This is a genomic window from Marinifilum fragile JCM 15579 (assembly GCF_001310955.1).
GTDB classification, from domain to species: domain Bacteria; phylum Bacteroidota; class Bacteroidia; order Bacteroidales; family Marinifilaceae; genus Marinifilum; species Marinifilum fragile.
In genome coordinates, this window is sequence record NZ_BAZX01000007.1 from 70,449 (window position 1) to 89,519 (window position 19,071).

General features: G+C 34.4%; 14 protein-coding genes. 2 read left to right on the plus strand and 12 right to left on the minus strand.

Annotation, left to right across the window (positions count from 1 at the left end):
• Positions 1-31: 31 nt before the first annotated feature.
• The 3 genes from JCM15579_RS07720 to JCM15579_RS07730 all read right to left on the minus strand — a co-directional run bounded on the left by JCM15579_RS07720 (position 32) and on the right by JCM15579_RS07730 (position 3,113).
• Complete coding sequence (locus tag JCM15579_RS07720; protein WP_054718157.1) at positions 32-1,027, minus strand: FecR family protein; 996 nt, start codon at positions 1,025-1,027, stop codon at positions 32-34.
• A 6-nt stretch (positions 1,028-1,033) separates the two neighbouring features.
• Positions 1,034-1,588, minus strand: a complete 555-nt coding sequence (locus JCM15579_RS07725; protein ID WP_054718160.1) for an RNA polymerase sigma-70 factor — start codon at positions 1,586-1,588, stop codon at positions 1,034-1,036.
• Positions 1,589-1,808: 220 nt separating this feature from the next.
• Positions 1,809-3,113 (minus strand): carboxypeptidase-like regulatory domain-containing protein, encoded by a 1,305-nt coding sequence (locus JCM15579_RS07730; protein WP_054718162.1) that lies wholly within the window; start codon positions 3,111-3,113, stop codon positions 1,809-1,811.
• Between the two features lie 243 nt (positions 3,114-3,356).
• On the opposite strand from JCM15579_RS07730, the gene JCM15579_RS07735 reads away from it, so the two are divergent.
• Complete coding sequence (locus JCM15579_RS07735; protein ID WP_054718165.1) at positions 3,357-4,070, plus strand: hypothetical protein; 714 nt, start codon at positions 3,357-3,359, stop codon at positions 4,068-4,070.
• Positions 4,071-4,107: 37 nt separating this feature from the next.
• On the opposite strand, the gene nadA is transcribed toward JCM15579_RS07735, so the two are convergent.
• From nadA to JCM15579_RS07750, 3 genes are all read right to left on the minus strand, one after another.
• Positions 4,108-5,034 carry a quinolinate synthase NadA gene (gene nadA / locus JCM15579_RS07740; protein WP_054718168.1) on the minus strand — a complete coding sequence of 309 codons (927 nt, stop codon included), beginning with the start codon at positions 5,032-5,034 and terminating at the stop codon, positions 4,108-4,110.
• Positions 5,035-5,137: 103 nt separating this feature from the next.
• Positions 5,138-7,060, minus strand: a complete 1,923-nt coding sequence (locus tag JCM15579_RS07745; protein WP_306305811.1) for a sensor histidine kinase — start codon at positions 7,058-7,060, stop codon at positions 5,138-5,140.
• Positions 7,056-8,525 (minus strand): ligand-binding sensor domain-containing protein, encoded by a 1,470-nt coding sequence (locus JCM15579_RS07750; protein WP_054718174.1) that lies wholly within the window; start codon positions 8,523-8,525, stop codon positions 7,056-7,058. Before JCM15579_RS07750 ends, JCM15579_RS07745 begins: the two co-directional genes overlap by 5 nt.
• 198 nt (positions 8,526-8,723) lie before the next feature.
• On the opposite strand from JCM15579_RS07750, the gene JCM15579_RS07755 reads away from it, so the two are divergent.
• Positions 8,724-9,455 carry a copper homeostasis protein CutC gene (locus JCM15579_RS07755; protein ID WP_054718374.1) on the plus strand — a complete coding sequence of 244 codons (732 nt, stop codon included), beginning with the start codon at positions 8,724-8,726 and terminating at the stop codon, positions 9,453-9,455.
• A 56-nt stretch (positions 9,456-9,511) separates the two neighbouring features.
• On the opposite strand, the gene JCM15579_RS07760 is transcribed toward JCM15579_RS07755, so the two are convergent.
• From JCM15579_RS07760 to phoR, 6 genes are all read right to left on the minus strand, one after another.
• On the minus strand, positions 9,512-10,690 hold the full coding sequence (locus tag JCM15579_RS07760) for a phosphopentomutase (protein WP_054718177.1): 1,179 nt from the start codon (positions 10,688-10,690) through the stop codon (positions 9,512-9,514).
• A gap of 223 nt (positions 10,691-10,913) precedes the next feature.
• On the minus strand, positions 10,914-12,530 hold the full coding sequence (locus tag JCM15579_RS07765; RefSeq protein ID WP_054718180.1) for an ABC-F family ATP-binding cassette domain-containing protein: 1,617 nt from the start codon (positions 12,528-12,530) through the stop codon (positions 10,914-10,916).
• A gap of 154 nt (positions 12,531-12,684) precedes the next feature.
• The gene (locus JCM15579_RS07770; RefSeq protein ID WP_054718183.1) at positions 12,685-14,733 is read right to left on the minus strand and encodes a tetratricopeptide repeat-containing sensor histidine kinase; all 2,049 of its coding nucleotides are present in this window, start codon (positions 14,731-14,733) and stop codon (positions 12,685-12,687) included.
• A gap of 127 nt (positions 14,734-14,860) precedes the next feature.
• The gene (locus JCM15579_RS07775; RefSeq protein WP_054718186.1) at positions 14,861-15,202 is read right to left on the minus strand and encodes a hypothetical protein; all 342 of its coding nucleotides are present in this window, start codon (positions 15,200-15,202) and stop codon (positions 14,861-14,863) included.
• Positions 15,203-16,121: 919 nt separating this feature from the next.
• Positions 16,122-17,117, minus strand: a complete 996-nt coding sequence (gene mgrA / locus JCM15579_RS07780; protein ID WP_083464592.1) for an L-glyceraldehyde 3-phosphate reductase — start codon at positions 17,115-17,117, stop codon at positions 16,122-16,124.
• Positions 17,118-17,259: 142 nt separating this feature from the next.
• Positions 17,260-19,056: an ATP-binding protein gene (gene phoR, locus JCM15579_RS07785; protein WP_054718189.1), complete on the minus strand. Its 1,797-nt coding sequence runs from the start codon at positions 19,054-19,056 to the stop codon at positions 17,260-17,262.
• Between the last annotated feature and the right edge of the window lie 15 nt (positions 19,057-19,071).

Sequence of the window (19,071 nt, forward strand, 5' to 3'; positions counted from 1 at the left end):
TTTGATATGTTCTAATATTGTTCATAGATGACTAAATTCCTTTTTTTAATAGGATAGTTTGACCTTTTTTCTCATATGTCAAATTAAATGACATACAGATATTATTTAAAACATGACTAAGCGATTCCTGATCGAAAGTGGTATTAATTTTCTCTTTTGCAATTTCATCGCTTTCAAACTGAATTTGAACGTGATAAGTTCTTTCGATTACTTTGGCAACTTCTTTCAGTTCCATTCTTCGGAATACCATTTTTTGCGTTTTCCATGACAAGTAATTATCGTCGTTCATTAAGCTTTTGCTTAGTAAGCTTTCTTTTAAAATCGCAAAATCCCCTTTCTCTAGTATAACGGATTCCTTATTGTTGATTTCTGAAAATTTAACTTTACCCGATTCAACCAGAACCTCAACTTTATCATCCTTGGCAATTACATTAAAAGATGTTCCCAAGACTTTAATTTCAGCACCCTTTGCAGTAATGATAAAAGCTTTGTTTGGATTTTTTGCAATATCAAAAAATGCTTCACCTTCCAGACTTACATTTCTGGTGTTAGCATTAAATTTTCTTGGGTAAACCAGTTTGGCTTCTCCGTTGAGAGTAACGGTTGATCCATCTGCAAGAACAATAGATTTGTTACTTTCATGAGCTTGCGAAATAAATGTCTGATAAGGTGATAGATAATCATTGTAAACTTTGTTAGAAAGCAGACCTAGGCCAATTACTACAATAATCATTGCTGCAAACTGAAGAACCCTCTTGACATTTAGAGATATTCTTTTACCACTTTTCTTATCGGCAATTTTTCTGCTTACTTTGCTCCAGGCAATATCCGCATTGTATTGTTCTCCGATTTGCATTACATCCTTAATTAAGCCCAAATCCTTTTCTGATGCTGCAACAATTTGAGCATATTCTGAGTTTGAATCTATCAACTTTTTAAAGGCTGCTTTTTCTTCCTCACTCATTTCTCCGCTTAAATACTTCGAAATGATTTCCCATTCAATGTTATGTGATGTTTCGTTCTTCATTTTATTTTAAAGCACAATAATACTAACGTAATCTTTTAAATTTTTGCGAAATGCCTTTAAAGCCTTGCCCATATTGGCTTCAACGGTTTTTACCGATATGGAAAGTTTATCAGCTATTTCATGATATTTTAATCCTTCAAATCTACTCATTTTAAATATCTTACTACATCTTTCTGGTAGGTTTGATAGTGTGTTTTGTATAATCGTTTGAATTTCCTTTTCCTCCAGGCTATGATTTGTGGATGAATCGTTAATTCTGGTGTTTTTTAAATGATCTTCGTATTGGTTTCTAATTCCTTTTTTTCTTAAGTATTGCAAGCTATTTAAGTAGGTTGCTCTGTACAAATAAGCTTTAAAAGAGCTATGAATTTTGAGTTTCTTTCTGTCTTCCCAAATCTGGCAAAATAAATTCTGAACAACTTCTTCTGCTTGATCTGGATTTTTGACAAATTTTACTGCATAATGACATAACAGTGGGTAATAAAACTTAAATAATTTTTCAAACTCTTCTATATTGCCTTTTTGAATGCTTAATAATATGGCGTTTGTATCTTCCGACATCCTCGTTTTCGTATTCCTTGTATATTAGTTTAATTACTTCCTAATATAGGATATTTAGTTTTTAATTCCTTAGGATATGTTTAATTTAAAAATATAATTTATTGATGCTTTCTTAAGGAATTAATGGAAAGAACCACAGGTTACTCTTTGTTATCCCCATATAAAGAGTTTGTAATTCTTTCCATTAGTGCTTTAACAGTTAATAGTAGGTTAATTGGATTTAACGAGCTTTTCTTTTTAATTTTCGAATTGCTGCCTCAATAGATTGATCTGGTTCAATTGTGTTATGTGCTCCCCAGAAATTCTTATCTGCAAAGTTTCCAATCTCATCAACCATTACTTGATTTGATCTAAATTTTTCATGTCGATTGAATTTTACAACATTGGATTCATCTCTGTCAGTAATTGCAATTTCAGTCATGGCTGTGTAGTTGGTATTGAATAGTTTTCTTTTCCAATTACATTTGAAATTGATTTCTCCACGAGCATAGTTAAAGTACCACTTGCCTCCGGTTTCATGATAGTTTACAATGTAATCAGCCGAGGTTGGTATTACCTTAACACCAATTGGTTTTCTTCTAATGAATAACTTACTTGCTTCTTCCGGATTATCAAGATTCAAGCTGAATTTTGCACTTGTCAAGGCTAAATTTTTAGTTTCTACATAAAGTAAACCATAGTACAAAGGAATGTCAACAGCTTCTTTTTGGATAAACTCAATTACGTAATGTAATTTTCCATTGATTTGAGTAATTGATTTTAAAGAGAACTTATAGCTCTGGCTAAAGTCTTCAGAAAGTAAGTTGTATGGATTTTTAATTACATCAAGTAACAATGCAGTGGCTGGTCCACCTTGTAATTTAAAAAGAAGGGTATCCATTTTCTTAACGTCTTGGCTTTTTCTTCCTTTAAAAACCTGCACTTGGTCTGATTTGGCTTGCTTATAGCCTGATTTGTGAATGTTGACAACTGCTTCAGATATTGCTACATAGCTTCTGTTCTTTCGAACGGTTTCTCTGTAGAATCCTTCCATCATATTAGGTGTTGTGGAGTAATTTTCACCTACTTTCATCAATATTCTTCTTACCAATTGCTCAGGATCTAAAGGATAAATATTGACTTCATTTAGAGGAACAACTGCCATTTGAAGTTGCAATACATTCTTCTTAGGTTTTAAAGATTTGATATCAACTTCAAGGTTTTTGTATCCTACATGACTAATTTCAATTTTGCTAACAGGTAAACCTTTGGCAATTTTAAGTGTAAATTCACCTTCGCTGTTTGAAACTGTAGCTACATTCACACCCTTTACGGCAACTGTTGCAAAAATTAGAGGATCTTTAGAATCTATATCCTGTACTTTACCTTTATATACATCGTATTTTAAGGTATCAATTACAAGCTGTACCTTATTCTTTTCTTTCTTCTTTTTTTTCTTCCATTCTCCTGCTGATACAGAAATGGAGGACAATAATAAAAATGCCGAAAGTAGAATGGTAATTTTTGAAATAAAATTTGTTCTCATGGCAAAATGATTTTATCTGTTTATATTATTGCTGTTAATATGGAATTACGATCGTTTAATTTCCTGTTTCTATTACTATGATGCATGAGTTTGAATTTACCCTATTGAAAATTGTTTTTTTATTTACATTTAATAGACTTGAGTTTGTACATGTATTTTATTAATAATCATATAAACATAGACATCTCGGTTTTTATACCTAATTTTAATCAATTCTATACCCAACTAATTATTTAAATTAATATGAAAATTGATTTCTGTAAAGAGGAACTGGTTTTAAGAGTTTACCCTACAATTGGGGGATGTTTTCAGGAAGGATGGATGGTTTTGAAGAATCATTTTTTGATTCTTTTTCTTGCAGTTATTCTTGCAGCATTGCTAGATATTCCAATGGGGTATAAGCAGTACCTTGAAAATGCTGGTGATTCTTATTCTGTGGGAATTTCTTTTTTTAATTTAATAGGATTTGTCTACTATGTGATGATCATTACACCATTTAATTATGGTTTTGACTGGATATATTTAAGTGCAGCCAGAAAGAAAGAGCCACAATTCGAAGAAATACTTTCAGGCTTTAAAAAATACCTGGTAGTTATTCTTAGTCATTTACTGGTTATTGGTATAACTGGATTTGGATTTATATTACTGATTATTCCTGGAATATACCTGTTGTGTAAACTGGTATTTGTTCCTTATCTGGTAATGGATAAAAACGTGGATCCAATTCAAGCAGTTAAACTAAGCTATTATCTTACGAAAGGTTATTTCTGGACAATTTTTGGAATGGGCATTCTATCGTTCTTTATTATAATTCTAGGAATTATTTGCCTTGTTGTAGGTGTATTTGTATCATTAGTTTGGATACACTCAGCCTTTGCAGTTTTATACAAGGCAGTTGATGAATTACATTTTAAAGAGGCTTGTGTATTAGCTGGAGTAGAAATAAAAGAAGAATAATAAAAAGCCATCATATTTGATGGCTTTTCTTATATAATTACAGTTTCAACTGTTTCGACATTTCAAGCATTTTTACAATTGGAGCTTTGGCATTTTCCATTACATCATCGGGAAGGATGATTTCCGGTTGTTCATTTTTAAGAGCCAAATAAATTTTCTCCATGGTATTTAATTTCATGTATGCACAGTCGTTGCACGAACATGTTTCATCAGCAGGAACAATTAAAAATTCTTTTTCAGGTGAATCTTTTTTCATTTGATGTAAAATACCAGTTTCGGTAGCAACAATAAATTTTTTGGCATCACTTTCTTTGGTGTATTTCAACATCGCTGTTGTAGAACCAACAAAATCAGCGAGCATTAAAACAGGCTGAGGACATTCTGGGTGAGCAATTAAAGTTGCATCTGGATTTTCAACTTTCATTTTCATGATTTTTTCCGCTGAAAGAATGTCATGAACTTCACAAGTCCCATCCCATAAAACCATATCTCTACCAGTAACTTCGTTGATATAGCGACCAAGGTTTTTGTCAGGAGCAAAAATAATTTTTTGATCTTTAGGCAATGATTCAACCAATTGTACAGCATTTCCCGATGTGCAAATTAAATCAGAAAGAGTCTTTATTTCTGCACTACAATTGATATATGAGATCACCATGTGGTCGGGATATTTTGCTTTGAATTTTGCAAAATCTTCTGCAGGACAAGATTCTGCCAAAGAGCATCCAGCTTCCAAATCAGGAAGAAGAACTTTGGTATTTGGATTAAGGATTTTTGCAGTTTCGGCCATAAAATGAACCCCTGCAAACAAAATAATATCAGCATCTACTTCAGTTGCCTTTTGTGCAAGCGCTAAACTGTCACCTTTGAAATCCGCAATCTCCTGAATATCGGGAGTTTGATAATAGTGTGCTAAGATAACTGCATTTTTCTCTTTTGCCAGTTGAAGAACTTTTTCTCTCATCAGATTTTTCTTTGCTATAAATTTGTATAAATACAGATGCAAATATCTTTAAATTCTTGTGAAATACAAATGGAGGAAGTTTATTTTAACAGGTTCTTAAAAATTAAGCAGAGGGAAGAGTGAATAAAAATGTACTTCCTTCGCCTAATTTACTTTCAACTTTTATCTTGCCTCCATTGATTTCTACAAACTCCTTGCAAAGTATTAGTCCCAATCCTGTGCCTTTTTCTCCTGCTGTACCCGAAGATTTATATTTAAGGTCAATTCTGAATAGTTTGTCAATGTTCTCCTTATCAATTCCAATCCCTTGATCAATGATTTGAATTTCATGAAAATTGGTTTGTGGAATAACGTTTACCGAAACCTCGCTGTTATTATGAGAAAATTTAATTGCATTATTAATCAGGTTTCTTAAAACAGAACTACACATGTTTCTATCAGCTTTCACCCTTATTTCTTCAGGGCAAAATATTGTGAGATTAATTTGCTTTTTTTCAGCCGAAGCTTCGTATAGACTTATGGTGTCAGATATCAATTCACACAAATCAAATTCACTGGGTTCAAAACTAATTTTTCCGGTTTGCGAACGCGACCAGGTAAGAAGGTTTTCTAGCAAATTAAAAATGTGCTTAACAGATTCATGTATTTTTCGAATGCCAATTTGTTTCTCTTCTTCATCTACATATTCGTAATTTTCATGAATCATTTCGCTAATTGAGAGCAAGCTGGTAAATGGATTTTTTAAATCATGGGATATAATCCTAAAAAACTTGTCTTTGGTGGCAACTAACTCTTTTAGGTTTTGTTCCGATTCTTTTAGATTTTTATTGGCAATTTTAATTTTCTCGTTTTGTGCACTGAGTAATTTGTTGGTTTTGATGTTTAAAAGATATCCGTATACAAAAATAATTATTCCACTAACTATCAGCACAAGAAGAAGAATAAACCACCAAGTCATGTAAAAAGGAGGGTGAATGATTATTTGTAACTCTCTGGGAGTTTCGCTCCATTTTCCGTAAGGATTTTGAGCAATTACTTGAAAAGTGTAATTACCTGGAGATAGGTTGGAGTAGGAGGCAAAATTCCTTTTTTCAGAATACACCCATTTTTTTTCCAAACCTTTAAGTCTATAGGCATAATTTACCTTGTCGGGAGTAAAGTTGGATAAGGTGGAGAATTCAAATGAAATAAATCGATGTTCAAAATCCAATTCTATTGAATCGGTAAAGGCTATACTTTTCGAAAAACCATAAGAGTCATTTTCTTTATTGTATGATATTTTATTGTCATTTGATTTTAATGGTACAACATTTACAGGTTGACCATGGATTTCGAGTTTTGTGAGTACCGCATCATATATTGCGTTTTCTGTAATTTCTTTATTGGGATTTATAATATTTAGTCCATAAACTCCACCAAAATAGAGCAAGCCACTTTTTCCTTTATGGAATGCGCCTCCATTAAATTCATTGCTTTGCAATCCATCATGAACATCAAAATTATTGCAGGAATAGTTTTTTAATGAGAACTTACATATTCCATAATTGGTGCTGAGCCATAAATTGTTTTTGTTGTCGGGAAGAACTCCATAAATTACATTATTGGGCAATCCATCTTCTGTTCCAAAATGTTCAAACTGTTCAGTGTTCGGATTAAACCTGTTTAACTTGTTGTTTGTTCCAATCCACAAAGTTCCATTTTCTTCTTCGTAAATTGAGAATACCACATCATCCGAAATTGTGTTTTGCGAATTGCTGGTATAGGTATAGCTTCTGAATAATTTTGATTGTTTGTTATATACGTTTAAGCCTCCGCCATAGGTTCCTATCCAAATATTCCCTTTTGCATCTTCGAAAATTACTGAATAAACAAAATTATGGGAAATGCTGTTGGGATCATTATCTGAGTGTTTAAATTGTGTGAATTTTTCTGTTTCCGGATCGAATAGGTTTAAGCCATTTTGTGTGCCAATCCAAAGTAAACCCTCACTGTCCTCAAAAATTACTCGAACAGAATTGTTACTAATCGATTTGCTTGTTGTTTAGGTCATTTTTGTAGTATTTTCTTTTCCCATTCATTGGATTAAAGCGAATGAGCCCATCACCATCAGTACCAATCCAGATAAGTCCTTTTTGATCTTCATAAATTTTTCGGATGGCTTTATGTGGAAGTTTTGGGGATTGTCTAAAATCGTACCTGATAAATGTATCTTGACTTACCTGATATTTGGTAAGTCCATGGTGGTTTGTTCCAATCCAAACATTGGAATCTCTATCTTCACATATTGACCAAATAAAATTACCAGGCAAACTATTTCGGTCTAAAGGATCTTGTTTTAATAAATTGAATTTATGCAATTGCGGATCATAGATGCTAATACCTGCACCAAAGGTTCCAATCCAAATTACTCCATTTTTGTCTTCGAAAATACAATTAATGGAGTTTTCAGATAGGCTTTGCGAATCTGCTGAGTTATTTTTGTAGTGATATTTTCTCTGCCCGTCGGGATCTAGTCGAAATAAGCCTGAACCAAATGTGCCAAACCATAAATTGTTGTTTTTATCCATTATTAGTGGGGGAGCTGTGTTAATGGAAAGGCTATTTGTTGATTCGAATGATTTTACGGCTTTCTTGAATGTTACAGCGTCTTTAGTTTTGTACAGTAATGCTTTATCGGTAGAAATCCATATTGTGGAGTCCTTGTCGAGTATTATTCTGTCCACTTCAATATCTTTTAGGAAATACTGAGGCTTGACTTTTAGGCTTTTATCAAGAATATAAAATCCATTGTTGGTTCCTACTAAAACGGATCTAGCTGTTTGAACCAAAGTAGTTATTTGTAAGTCTTCCTGGGAATCAGAAAGTTTTTCTTTTATGATTTGATTGGATTCCTGGTTGTATGAGTATAATCCAATATCTGTTGCGATTAAAATTTTATTAGAATTTACCTGAAGAATTCCATTGATCCTGGAGGAGACATTTTTGGAGTTTTTAATGTTAATGGTACTTAATTTTGCTATGTCAATGCAATTGATTCCATTTAAAGTGCCAATCCATAAGCGATTATGAGAATCCTCATACAAGTGGGTAATCGTATCGTTTGTTAAAGTTTTATTACTTCCAATGCCTCTAAATTGGGTAAATTGTTCATTAACAGGATTAAATCGAGTAAGTCCACCTCGAGATCCGAACCAGAGTTTTCCTTTGCTATCCTCAAATATCTGCTCTATCCATTTGTGAGTTATAGTATTTAAGTTGTCAGGATCACTTCGGTATATCACAAAGTTTCTACCATCGTATCGATTTAAACCATCTTCGGTTCCAAACCACATGAATCCGTTAGAATCCTGGAAGATACAATAAACAGAACTAAGCGACAGTCCATCATTAATTGTGATGCGTTTAAAACGAATGTTATTTTGTTGTGCAAAAATATTACCCAATGACAACAAAATACTAAGGAATAGTAAAATTGGTTTTTGGTGGATCATGTCTGGTAAATCTGGGTTAATCAATCCACAACAAATTAATGAAAAAAGTTCTTTTTACGTAATTTATAAAATTAAAGGTTGTTAAATCAGTTAATTGGGGTGGAATACGATTCCATTTTAAAAATTATTGTGTTTTGTGAGGAGAGAAAATTACTTTTACCTTTTCAAATCTTAATCCAAGAAAAGAAATTTGATAGAATGTTAGAAATTTGTTGTTATTCTGTGAAGTCAGCAATAATTGCTGAGCAAGCTGGTGCGAATCGTATTGAATTATGTGCAGGTGTTTATGAAGGTGGTACAACACCCAGTTTGGCTACTATACAATTGGTAAAAGAAAAACTAAGTATTCCGGTACATGTTATCATTAGGCCTAGAGGTGCCGATTTTTGTTATTCAGATATCGAATTTGAATGCATGAAGAAGGATATTCTTTCGTGTAAAGAAGAAGGAGTAGAAGGTGTTGTATCAGGAGTTTTGCTTGCAGATGGAAAAATTGACAGGGAGAGAACAAAAGAACTGGTTGATTTGGCAAAACCAATGAGTTTTACCTTCCATAGAGCATTCGATATGGTTGAAAATCATTTTGAGGCATTGCATGAACTAATGGAAATGGGTGTGGATAGAATTCTTACTTCGGGTGGAATGCAAACAGCAGAAGAGGGAATTGACTTGTTGAAAGAGCTTGTGGATAGAGCAGAAGGCAGAATCATTATCATGCCGGGAAGTGGTGTAAACGAAAACAATATTGGCAAGCTAAAAGAAATTACTGGAGCCAGTGAATTCCATTGTTCCTCCAAAAAACTGGTAAAAAGTAAGATGAAATACCAGAATCCGAATATCAATATGGGAGGAGAGGGAAGTATTCCTGAATTTGAATATTACGAAGCAGATCCTGATAAAATAAAGAATGTTTTAAGTAAACTTAATTAATAGCAAAAAGAGCTGTTTCATAATAGAAACAGCTCTTTTTATTGGTTTGAAAACTTTTAGTATAGGTCTTTGGCAAAACTTCCTTCAATTTTATTGCCTAGTAGCAATTCTTCAATTGTTGCTGCAATATCAGCGAAAGTAGTTCTGGTTCCCAAATTAACATTCAGTTTGATTTGCTTACCATATACCATTAAAGGAATGTACTCCCTTGTATGATCAGTTCCTTTGTAGGTTGGATCGCAACCGTGGTCTGCGGTTAAAATCAGAATTTCATCTTCTTTTAGCTTTTCTTGAATTTGAGGCAGATATTTATCGAATTCTTCCAAAGCATCTTTGTATCCCTCAGGATTTCTTCTGTGCCCATATACCATGTCAAAATCAACAAGGTTGGTAAAGATTAAACCTTTAGAATCTTCCTCAAGAGCAACAAGCGTTTTTTCAATGCCATCCACATTATCTTTGTTGGTTCCTCTTGAATCGGTAATTCCTTGTCCTGCAAAAATATCTTTGGTTTTACCAATTCCAATCACATCCAAGCCATTCTCTTTTAAACGATCTAATACCGTTGGTTGAGGTGGCGTAACCGAATAATCATGACGATTGGGAGTACGAGTAAAGTTACCTTTTCCACTTCCCAGGTATGGACGTGCAATTACACGAGCTACTGGTTCATGCTCAGAACAAATCTCTAAAGCAATTTCACAAGCTTTGTACAATTCTTCCAAAGGAATTACTTCTTCGTGTGCTGCAATCTGAAAAACAGGGTCGGCAGATGTGTAAACAATCCAATTACCTGTTTTCATTTGCTCATCGCCATATTCATCAAGAATTGCTGTTCCCGAAGCTGGCTTGTTTGCCATTACTTTTCTACCGGTTCTTTCCTCAAACAACTTGATGGTTTCTTCAGAAAATCCATTGGTATAAGTAGGGAAGGCTTTTTCAAGTTTTACACCAGCAATTTCCCAGTGGCCTGTAGTTGTATCTTTTCCCTTTGATGCTTCAGCAGCTTTTCCATAAGCTCCATTTACATTGTTTTCAGGCTCAACACCATCAATATCGATGATGTTACCTAAACCAAGTTTTTGCATGTTAGGCAGGCTGATACCTCCGCAATGTTTTGCAATATTTCCGATGGTGTTCGATCCAACATCACCAAATTCTTCAGCATCTGGTAAATAACCAACACCTGCGCTATCTAATACTACGATTGTAGCACGTTCAATTTTTGGAATCATAAAGTATTGTGTTTTTATGTATTTCGAAAAATACAGATGATGGGTTGTTTTTGTAGTGATGCAAATATAGTAGAACAATTCTTAATAAGCAATTATTAATGAAGAATGAATAATATTAGATTATATAATTTGCGGATCACGGATTACTGCTCATTGATCACTGAAAAAAAGATCCCCCAAGCGCGAACGCCCGGGGGATGAATTATTGAAGGTTTATATAGACTTATACCTGATACATTTTCTCACGTTGCTCTTTAATCTTCTCGTTTGTAATGTAGTCATCGTAATCCATTAATTTATCGATAATTCCATTTGGAGTTAATTCGATAATACGTGTACTTACGGTTTGAATAAACTCATGGTCATGAGATGACATCAATACAGTTCCGCCAAAGTTGATAAGCGCATTGTTGAACGATTGAATGGATTCCAAATCCAAGTGGTTGGTTGGAGTATCCAAAATCAATAAGTTAGCATCTTTAAGCATCATTCTTGATACCATACAGCGAACTTTTTCACCTCCCGAAAGAACATCTGCTTTTTTGTAGATATCCTCACCAGAGAACAACATTTTACCCAAATATCCACGCAAGTAAATTTCGCTGGTGTCATTAGAGTATTGTGCCAACCAATCAATCAAAGTAACTGGTTCCTGGAAGAAGCTTGAGTTATCCAATGGCAAGTAAGCTGGAGTAATGGTAACACCCCATTCATATGATCCGCTATCTGCTTTCGCTTCTCCATTGATGATATCAAACAGAGCAGACATTGCACGAGGATCTTTTGAAAGGAATACCACTTTTTCTCCTTTTTCGATTGTGAACTCAACATCTTTAAATAAGGTTTCGCCCTCAATGCTTTTGCTCAATCCTGTACATGAGAAAATTTTATCACCAGCTTCACGTTCCTGCTGGAAAATAATACCAGGGTAACGGCGAGTTGATGGTTGAATGTCTTCAATGTTCAATTTCTCTAACATCTTCTTACGAGAAGTAGTTTGCTTCGATTTTGCAACATTGGCACTAAATCGAGAAATAAACTCCTGAAGCTCTTTTTTCTTCTCTTCTGCTTTTTTGTTCTGCTGTGCCTGCTGACGAGCTGCTAATTGACTAGACTCGTACCAGAATGAGTAGTTACCAGAGAACATCTTAACTTTTCCGAAGTCGATATCTACAATATCAGTACATACCGAATCCAGGAAGTGACGGTCGTGAGATACAACAATCACAGTATTGTTAAAGTTGGCCAAATAGTTTTCCAACCACATTACAGTTTCAAGGTCAAGGTCGTTGGTAGGCTCATCCAGAAGTAAGTTATCCGGATTACCGAAAAGTGCCTGTGCAAGCAATACACGTACTTTTTCCTTACCACTCAATTCCTTCATGGTTCTATAGTGAAACGCTTCTTTTATGCCAAGACCACTTAAAAGTTCTGCAGCATCGCTTTCAGCATTCCAACCATCCATTTCGGCAAATTTCTCTTCCAACTCAGATGCTTTAATTCCATCTTCTTCCGAAAAGTCAGGCTTGGCATAAATGGCATTTTTTTCCTGCATGATAGCCCAAAGCTCAGCATGTCCCATCACTACCGTATCCAATACCGTAAACTCGTCGAATTCGAAGTGGTTCTGTTTTAGAACAGCCATTCTTTCACCTGGTTCCATCATTACTTTTCCTGTAGTAGAATCTAATTCTCCCGAAATAATTTTAAGAAAAGTTGACTTACCAGCGCCATTAGCACCAATAACTCCATAGCAGTTACCTGGAGTAAATTTTATATTAACATCCTGGAAAAGGGGTTTTTTCCCGAATTGAATTGATAAGTTTGAAACTGAAATCATTTTATCTAGACCTTTTATTAATTCAGGGCGCAAAATTAGTAATTATTCTCTTTCCATAAAACAAATGGGCTATGAAGTTTTTGTAAATAAATAGTTCGCATAAAAGTAAAGACGTAGCATGCTACGTCTCTACAAGTTAAAAATGAATACTATTTTATTGATGAGATAAAGATTCCTCTGTATAGATTTTTTCGGCATTCGGCACTGTAAACCTGAAGGTTGTTCCTTGTCCCTCTTTACTTTCTACCCAAATTTTACCATGATTTCTCTCGATAAAATCCTTACAAAGTATCAAGCCCAATCCATTTCCTTTTTCTCCGCGTGTTCCACTACTGCTAGTATCCAATTCAAATATGAGAGAAATTGCTTCATCCGATATGCCTACACCATTGTCTTCAATCCAGATTTCGGTATGATCTGCTTTCATTTCAGCCCCAAGAACGATTAAGCCACCTTCGGGTGTAAATTTTAAGGCATTATTTAAAAGGTTACGAACCACGGTTTCCAACATGGGGCGGTCGGCATACACAAAAAGGTTTTGCGAAATGGATAGTTCCAGCAATATATTCTTTTGTTGAGCACCAGTTTTGTAGATTTCCAGTATGCCGGACAATAGATTCTTAACCGGAATAATGACAGGAGTAAAAGGCAATTTGCCAGATTGATTTAAAGACCAAGACAAAAGGTTATCGGTAAGGTTAAGAACACGGGTTACGCATTCGTTCAAATCCTGGCTGGTTTCATCCAATTCGTGATACCTTCCTTGCTTTAAAAGAATTTGTATTAAATGGGAAATACCCGATACCGAAGCCAAAGGAGAACGCAAATCGTGAGAAATGATTTGGAACAGTTTGTTTTTGGTTTGGTTTGACAATTTTAATTCTTTGTTCCTATGATCGAGAAGTTCTTTTGACCATTCGATTCGTGATTTTTGCAAGCTAAGTAATCTTGTTAGCTTTTTGTTTCTGTTATATGAATAGACAATAAATCCCGCATATCCTCCAATCAATATCAGAATCACAAACAAAGCATTTCGTTGTATGGCTTTGCTATTGTTTTCTTTCTCTAATATTGCAATCTGCGCTTCTTTTTTTTCAGCTTCGTATTTGGTCTGGATTTCGGAAACTTGTTTATAGATTTCTTTGTTAATAATGCTATCACGTAAATTCTCATGAATGTCAAAATAAAAAATTGCACTATCAGCGAGGTTTTTATGTGTGTAAATTTTGAAAATTTCTTTGGTGCTATTTTTTTGTAATTCCATATTACCAACCTCTTTTCCCAATTGATATGCTCTTCTGCTATAAGATAACGCATCTTCCAGATTGTTCATCTGATAGTTTGCATGAGACAATCCATTTAAAGAGGTAATGATTAAGTTTTTATTTCCAATTTCTTCTTTTAATTGTAAACTCCGTTTTAGGTAGTCAATAGCTATGGCGTATTGTTTCATCTCAAGAAAACAAGCACCAATGTTGTGGTAAGTTTGCGCCAGTCGATATTTGTTGGGCTCTGCTTTAAGTACATCTAAGTTTTTCTTGTGATAGTTTAGGGCTTCCTGAAATTTATTTTGAATGGAGTAGATGTTGGCAATATTGGTGTTAGATAAGTAAAGGGTTGAATTTAAGTTGTTTTCGGCACATATTTTAGCTGAATTTTCATAGTACTGAAGTGCCTTTTTATAATCTTTAAGTCTTTTATAAACTACCCCAATACTGTTAAGAGTTAAAGATATAGCTTTAGTTTTCTTTTCATTTTCAAAGAAGACTAAACAAGATAGATAGCTTTTGAGAGCCAATTCATAGTCTTCATTTTTACTATAAACAATTCCCATATTATAAATTGTCTGATAGGTTTTTAAAGAATCAGATGCTAGCTTATATTGCTTCATCGCATGAGAATAAGAGTTTAAAGCTTTAAGATTTTGTTCTTTTAAATAATGAATTGCACCAATAGTTTTAAACGCATCACCTATTGCAGAATATTCATTGTTTATTTTGGCAAGTTCAATACACTTTTCAGAATAATATTGTGCATGATCGGGTAGTTTTTTATAATTTTTATTCGTCCAATTAGTTAAAAATTGAATCTTTCCTTTCGTACCTACTATTGAGTCTAATTTCTTATCTACAAATTTGTTTATTTGTCCAGATAGAAATAAAGGAGAAATTATAAAATATATAAATAGTATTCGTTTAATCATGAATATGAAAGAATATTTTTGCGTAACTAATATACGAAAAACATTGATTTTTGATAAAAATTATAAACTATAAAAATGGACATTAGTTTTAAAACTAATGTCCATCAATAGAGGTTGTAAATAACGATTACATTAATTCTTCAGCATCATCATAATCCACATCAGTGCTATTGTCTTCTGTAGGATTGGCCATCAATGCGGTATCCACCATTACCATACTCACTGTTTTAACTTCATCGGTTGGACCTTGTTCCAATGGCACTGAGAATTCAGCGATTTCTGTTCCAACACTTCCATTAGAGGTTATGGTTGCAGTAACTGCCCAAAGCTTTTGTCCATCTTTTTCAATTTCTCCTTGGCTAAGCGTATTTAAAGCATAGCCTTTTGGTACCGATACTACCGAATTAAGTGTGTAAACTCCATTTGATGCTGACCTGATCAAATTTACGTAGGGTTTTAATAATTTCATATGGCAATTATTTTAATTGTACAATAAATCAAGTTTGAAATTAACAAAAAAGTACCAATCAACAAATAATTTTCATACATAAATTTATTTCATGATAATAGAGGTGTAGCAATATCCAATGCTTCAAGGACATTGTGTTTGGATTAACTTAGTAGGTATATCCAGTTAGCCAGAAAATGTATAGAAATGTGAGTATTTGTTAAAAAAGACACCACCTATCGTCATTTGAGACACGTTTGTGCTTAAAAAAGACACCACCTATCGTGGTTCGAGACACACTTGGGCTTAAAAAAGACACAGTCTCAATTAAAAATTTTAACACGGAATGTGTCTTTACCCACCTATTTGTTAAAAAGTTTGGTCCAAACTGTGCCTCGAACCACACTTACTCCTAAAATTTAACCTCAAGCGTGGGTAGAACCACGATCGAGGTCAAAAAATTTTGGGTTTGAGGTCAAAAAATTATTGTTTAGTAAATAAAAGTGGTACTAATAGAATATAGTGGGTAAATAAATCAATCATTATTTGAACAAATTATCCTACAATTCTTTAGTTTAACTTCGCTTTGCTCGAGCCGCATGGCTCACCCTTTTTCCATTGATGAAAAAGGATGCAAAAAATCTAGGGCGTGTAAGCTCAAACTATTTATACTTGAAAAATTTAAGTGCGGTGGGGTGATCTTCGAACAAGTTCTCAGCTTCCCCGTCTTACTAAAAATTTTTCTGTGTCTAATCAGCTTGACCTTCCAATGCCCACTTTGGTGAATGTAACAAGGAAAAGGTATATAATAATGAATCTAAAGAATTACCCACTCCAAATCATAAAGAGTCTTAAAAATGAAATAAATGGAAAGTGCATTCAATACATTCTATAAATGACAGATTGCAAATCAAAAGGCTTACCATTTAATTATCTGTACTTAGATCTCAATCGTTAAGATTTCTTCAATTTCTTCCAATTCAAAAATCTCAAAGTCTAGGTTGTTTACACTATCAATATTCTGATCGAGTTGAGAAACAGAGCTTGCACCAATCAGAACAGAAGTTACACGCTCATCTTTCAATAGCCATGCAATGGCCATTTGTGCCAGGCTTTGTCCTCTTTTTTCTGCCATTTGGTTTAAGGCTTTTACTTTATCAATTACCTTATCGGTAATCTGTTCTTTTTGCAAGAATCCGTGAGATTTGGCAGCTCGTGAATTTTCCGGAATCCCTTTAAGGTATTTGTTGGTAAGCAATCCTTGGGCAAGTGGAGAGAAGACGATTGAACCTATTCCATCCTTTTCGATCTGATCCAGCAATCCATCCTCAACCCAACGATCGAACATCGAATATCTAGGTTGATGAATCAGGCAAGGAGTACCCAATTCACGCAATATTCTAGCTGCTTCACGAGTTTGATCTGCATTGTAGTTAGAAATTCCTGCGTATAAAGCTTTGCCTTGTCGTACCACATGATCCAAAGCCATCATGGTCTCTTCAAGTGGTGTATTGGGATCTGGTCGGTGAGAGTAGAAGATATCCACATAATCCAAACCCATTCGCTTTAAACTTTGATCAAGACTTGCTATCAAATACTTGCGTGATCCCCAATCACCATATGGGCCTGACCACATGTGATATCCTGCTTTGGTGGAAATGATCATTTCATCGCGGTAATGACTCAGGTGTTCACGTAGGATCTTTCCAAAGTTTTCTTCGGCCGAACCTGGAGGCGGACCGTAATTGTTGGCCAAATCGAAGTGCGTAATTCCTCTGTCGAATGCTCTAAATAGTATTTGCTTGAAATTGTCGTAAAGATCTACATGTCCGAAATTATGCCATAATCCTAAGGAAATGGCAGGTAGCAATAATCCACTTCTTCCACATCTTCGGTAAGGCATATTTTCATACCTATCTTCATTTGCTTTGTACATACTTTTGTAGTTTGATGAAGCTTGAAGATAAGGATAAAGTCTAATAGTCCAACAGTTCAATAGTCTAAAAGTATAACAGTCTAACCGTCCTATAGTCGAACTGTCGAACTGTCGAACTGTTGGACTGTTGAACAGTTTGACTTTAAGATAACTGCTTCTTTAAAGAGAAGAAAAATTCTGTACCGCCTTCTTTTCGTGCTTTTACAAAAATACGTCCTTTATGAAATCCAACGGCATTTTTAACAATGGACAAGCCCAGACCTGTGCCTCCCATTTTTCTGGATCTGCCATTATCGGCACGATAGAAACGTTCAAAAATTCTTGGCAAATGTTCCTCCGAAATTCCAATTCCATTGTCATGATAAGAGAAGTAATGGTAATTGTTGTCCTCAAAATAGTTTCTAATTTCTATTGAGCTTCCTTCTCCGGCATATTTTATCGAATTATCGATTAGATTTCTAAAAACAGAATCCAACAACTCAGAATTGCCTTTAATGGTTAAATCCTGAGGAATATGAAGATTGATATTCATTTTGGCATGGTTCAATTTCAATTCAAAATCATCCAACATTTCATTTAACAATTTGCCAATATCTACATTCTCAATGGTAAACAATTGTTGTGCTTCTTCCATTTTGGTAAGCACCGAAATATCTTGAATTAAATTCGATAATCTGTTGATTTGCACACAGGATCGTTCAATGAAAAGGATTTTCTTATCCTCAGGCATTTCCGGATTATCTTTAATGGTCTCTAAAAATCCGGAAACTGCTGTAACAGGAGTTTTTAACTCATGCGCAATGTTCAGGGTCATTTCTTGCTTTATGGTTTTTTCGTTTTCCGATTTGGTAATATCGTTAATCGAGATTTCGAAATTGCAATCATGGAAAACCACAACCTGGTAAAGAAACATTTTATGGCCAACGGTAACTACATTTTTAGAGCTAATAATATCAACATTGGGAATGTAGTTCTTCTCCAGATTTTTTATGTTTGTTGTGATAAAATCATTAATCTCTGTCAATTCAGGCAATTCGAATATTTCCTGGTAGTTATGTGTTGAAATGTTGGACAGGTAATTGATGTAATCAATGAAATGGCTGTTCCAAAGGATTAAATTCCTGTCTTTGTCGAAAACTGCAACACCTTCCTGGGCAATCTGCAGGTGCATAATTAGTTTTTCCTTCTCCTTAACCAAATCTTCTTTGGTTTTTCTAAGCTTATTGTAAATTTTTACAATTTGATGACTGATTTCGCCCAGTTCGGTTTTTCCAAAATTCTCACTTGGATCAATTGGTCTGTTTTTGGCCGCGTTAATTGCAAATTTTCGAAGTTTGGCAATGGAGTTTCCAAAATGCTGTGTTGCATAAAGCAAGAACACTATGGTTACGCCAAACAATGCGATTAGGAAGTAGAAAAACAGTTTATTGGCCTTTAAAAAAGAAACTACACTCTCGTTGTAGGGAAGAGCTGCCCTTACAAAGTGAGTGTAGTAATGCTTTGAATAATAATAATAAGTTTGTCCTGTTGAGCCCGATAACCTGATGTTACTTCCTTTATTGCTATAAATCGACTTTTGAATTTCCGGTCGATGAATGTGGTTGTCAAGTCTGGTTATGTCTTCAACATCAGAATCATAAACAACTTTACCATCCCTCAAAATTACGGTCAATCGTATATTGTGGTCAGGCATTAAGCTTCTTAATGAATCAACTTCTGCAAATTCGTTTTTGGTGATTAAGTCTTTCTGTTTGATCAACTCTTGAACCTGCTCGGTATAAATATTCAGCGCATATTCTAATTTTTCTCTTCGGTAGGCAATTTCCTGATTGTATTGGAAGCCACCAATTAGCATAGAAAAAATCAACACTATCAAAAAGAAGTAGACAAATAAACGCTTCTTGTATTTTGATCCAGAGTTAGGAAAGTTTGTTGTCATGTATAAAAACGAATT

What these genes read in the sequence shown, in the direction of transcription:
- JCM15579_RS07720 (WP_054718157.1), bottom strand. Translation starts at nt 1,027, where the DNA reads ATGAAGAACGAAACATCACATAACATTGAATGGGAAATCATTTCGAAG.
- JCM15579_RS07725 (WP_054718160.1), bottom strand. Translation starts at nt 1,588, where the DNA reads ATGTCGGAAGATACAAACGCCATATTATTAAGCATTCAAAAAGGCAAT.
- JCM15579_RS07730 (WP_054718162.1), bottom strand. Translation starts at nt 3,113, where the DNA reads ATGAGAACAAATTTTATTTCAAAAATTACCATTCTACTTTCGGCATTT.
- JCM15579_RS07735 (WP_054718165.1), top strand. Translation starts at nt 3,357, where the DNA reads ATGAAAATTGATTTCTGTAAAGAGGAACTGGTTTTAAGAGTTTACCCT.
- nadA (WP_054718168.1), bottom strand. Translation starts at nt 5,034, where the DNA reads ATGAGAGAAAAAGTTCTTCAACTGGCAAAAGAGAAAAATGCAGTTATC.
- JCM15579_RS07750 (WP_054718174.1), bottom strand. Translation starts at nt 8,525, where the DNA reads ATGATCCACCAAAAACCAATTTTACTATTCCTTAGTATTTTGTTGTCA.
- JCM15579_RS07755 (WP_054718374.1), top strand. Translation starts at nt 8,724, where the DNA reads ATGTTAGAAATTTGTTGTTATTCTGTGAAGTCAGCAATAATTGCTGAG.
- JCM15579_RS07760 (WP_054718177.1), bottom strand. Translation starts at nt 10,690, where the DNA reads ATGATTCCAAAAATTGAACGTGCTACAATCGTAGTATTAGATAGCGCA.
- JCM15579_RS07765 (WP_054718180.1), bottom strand. Translation starts at nt 12,530, where the DNA reads ATGATTTCAGTTTCAAACTTATCAATTCAATTCGGGAAAAAACCCCTT.
- JCM15579_RS07770 (WP_054718183.1), bottom strand. Translation starts at nt 14,733, where the DNA reads ATGATTAAACGAATACTATTTATATATTTTATAATTTCTCCTTTATTT.
- JCM15579_RS07775 (WP_054718186.1), bottom strand. Translation starts at nt 15,202, where the DNA reads ATGAAATTATTAAAACCCTACGTAAATTTGATCAGGTCAGCATCAAAT.
- mgrA (WP_083464592.1), bottom strand. Translation starts at nt 17,117, where the DNA reads ATGTACAAAGCAAATGAAGATAGGTATGAAAATATGCCTTACCGAAGA.
- phoR (WP_054718189.1), bottom strand. Translation starts at nt 19,056, where the DNA reads ATGACAACAAACTTTCCTAACTCTGGATCAAAATACAAGAAGCGTTTA.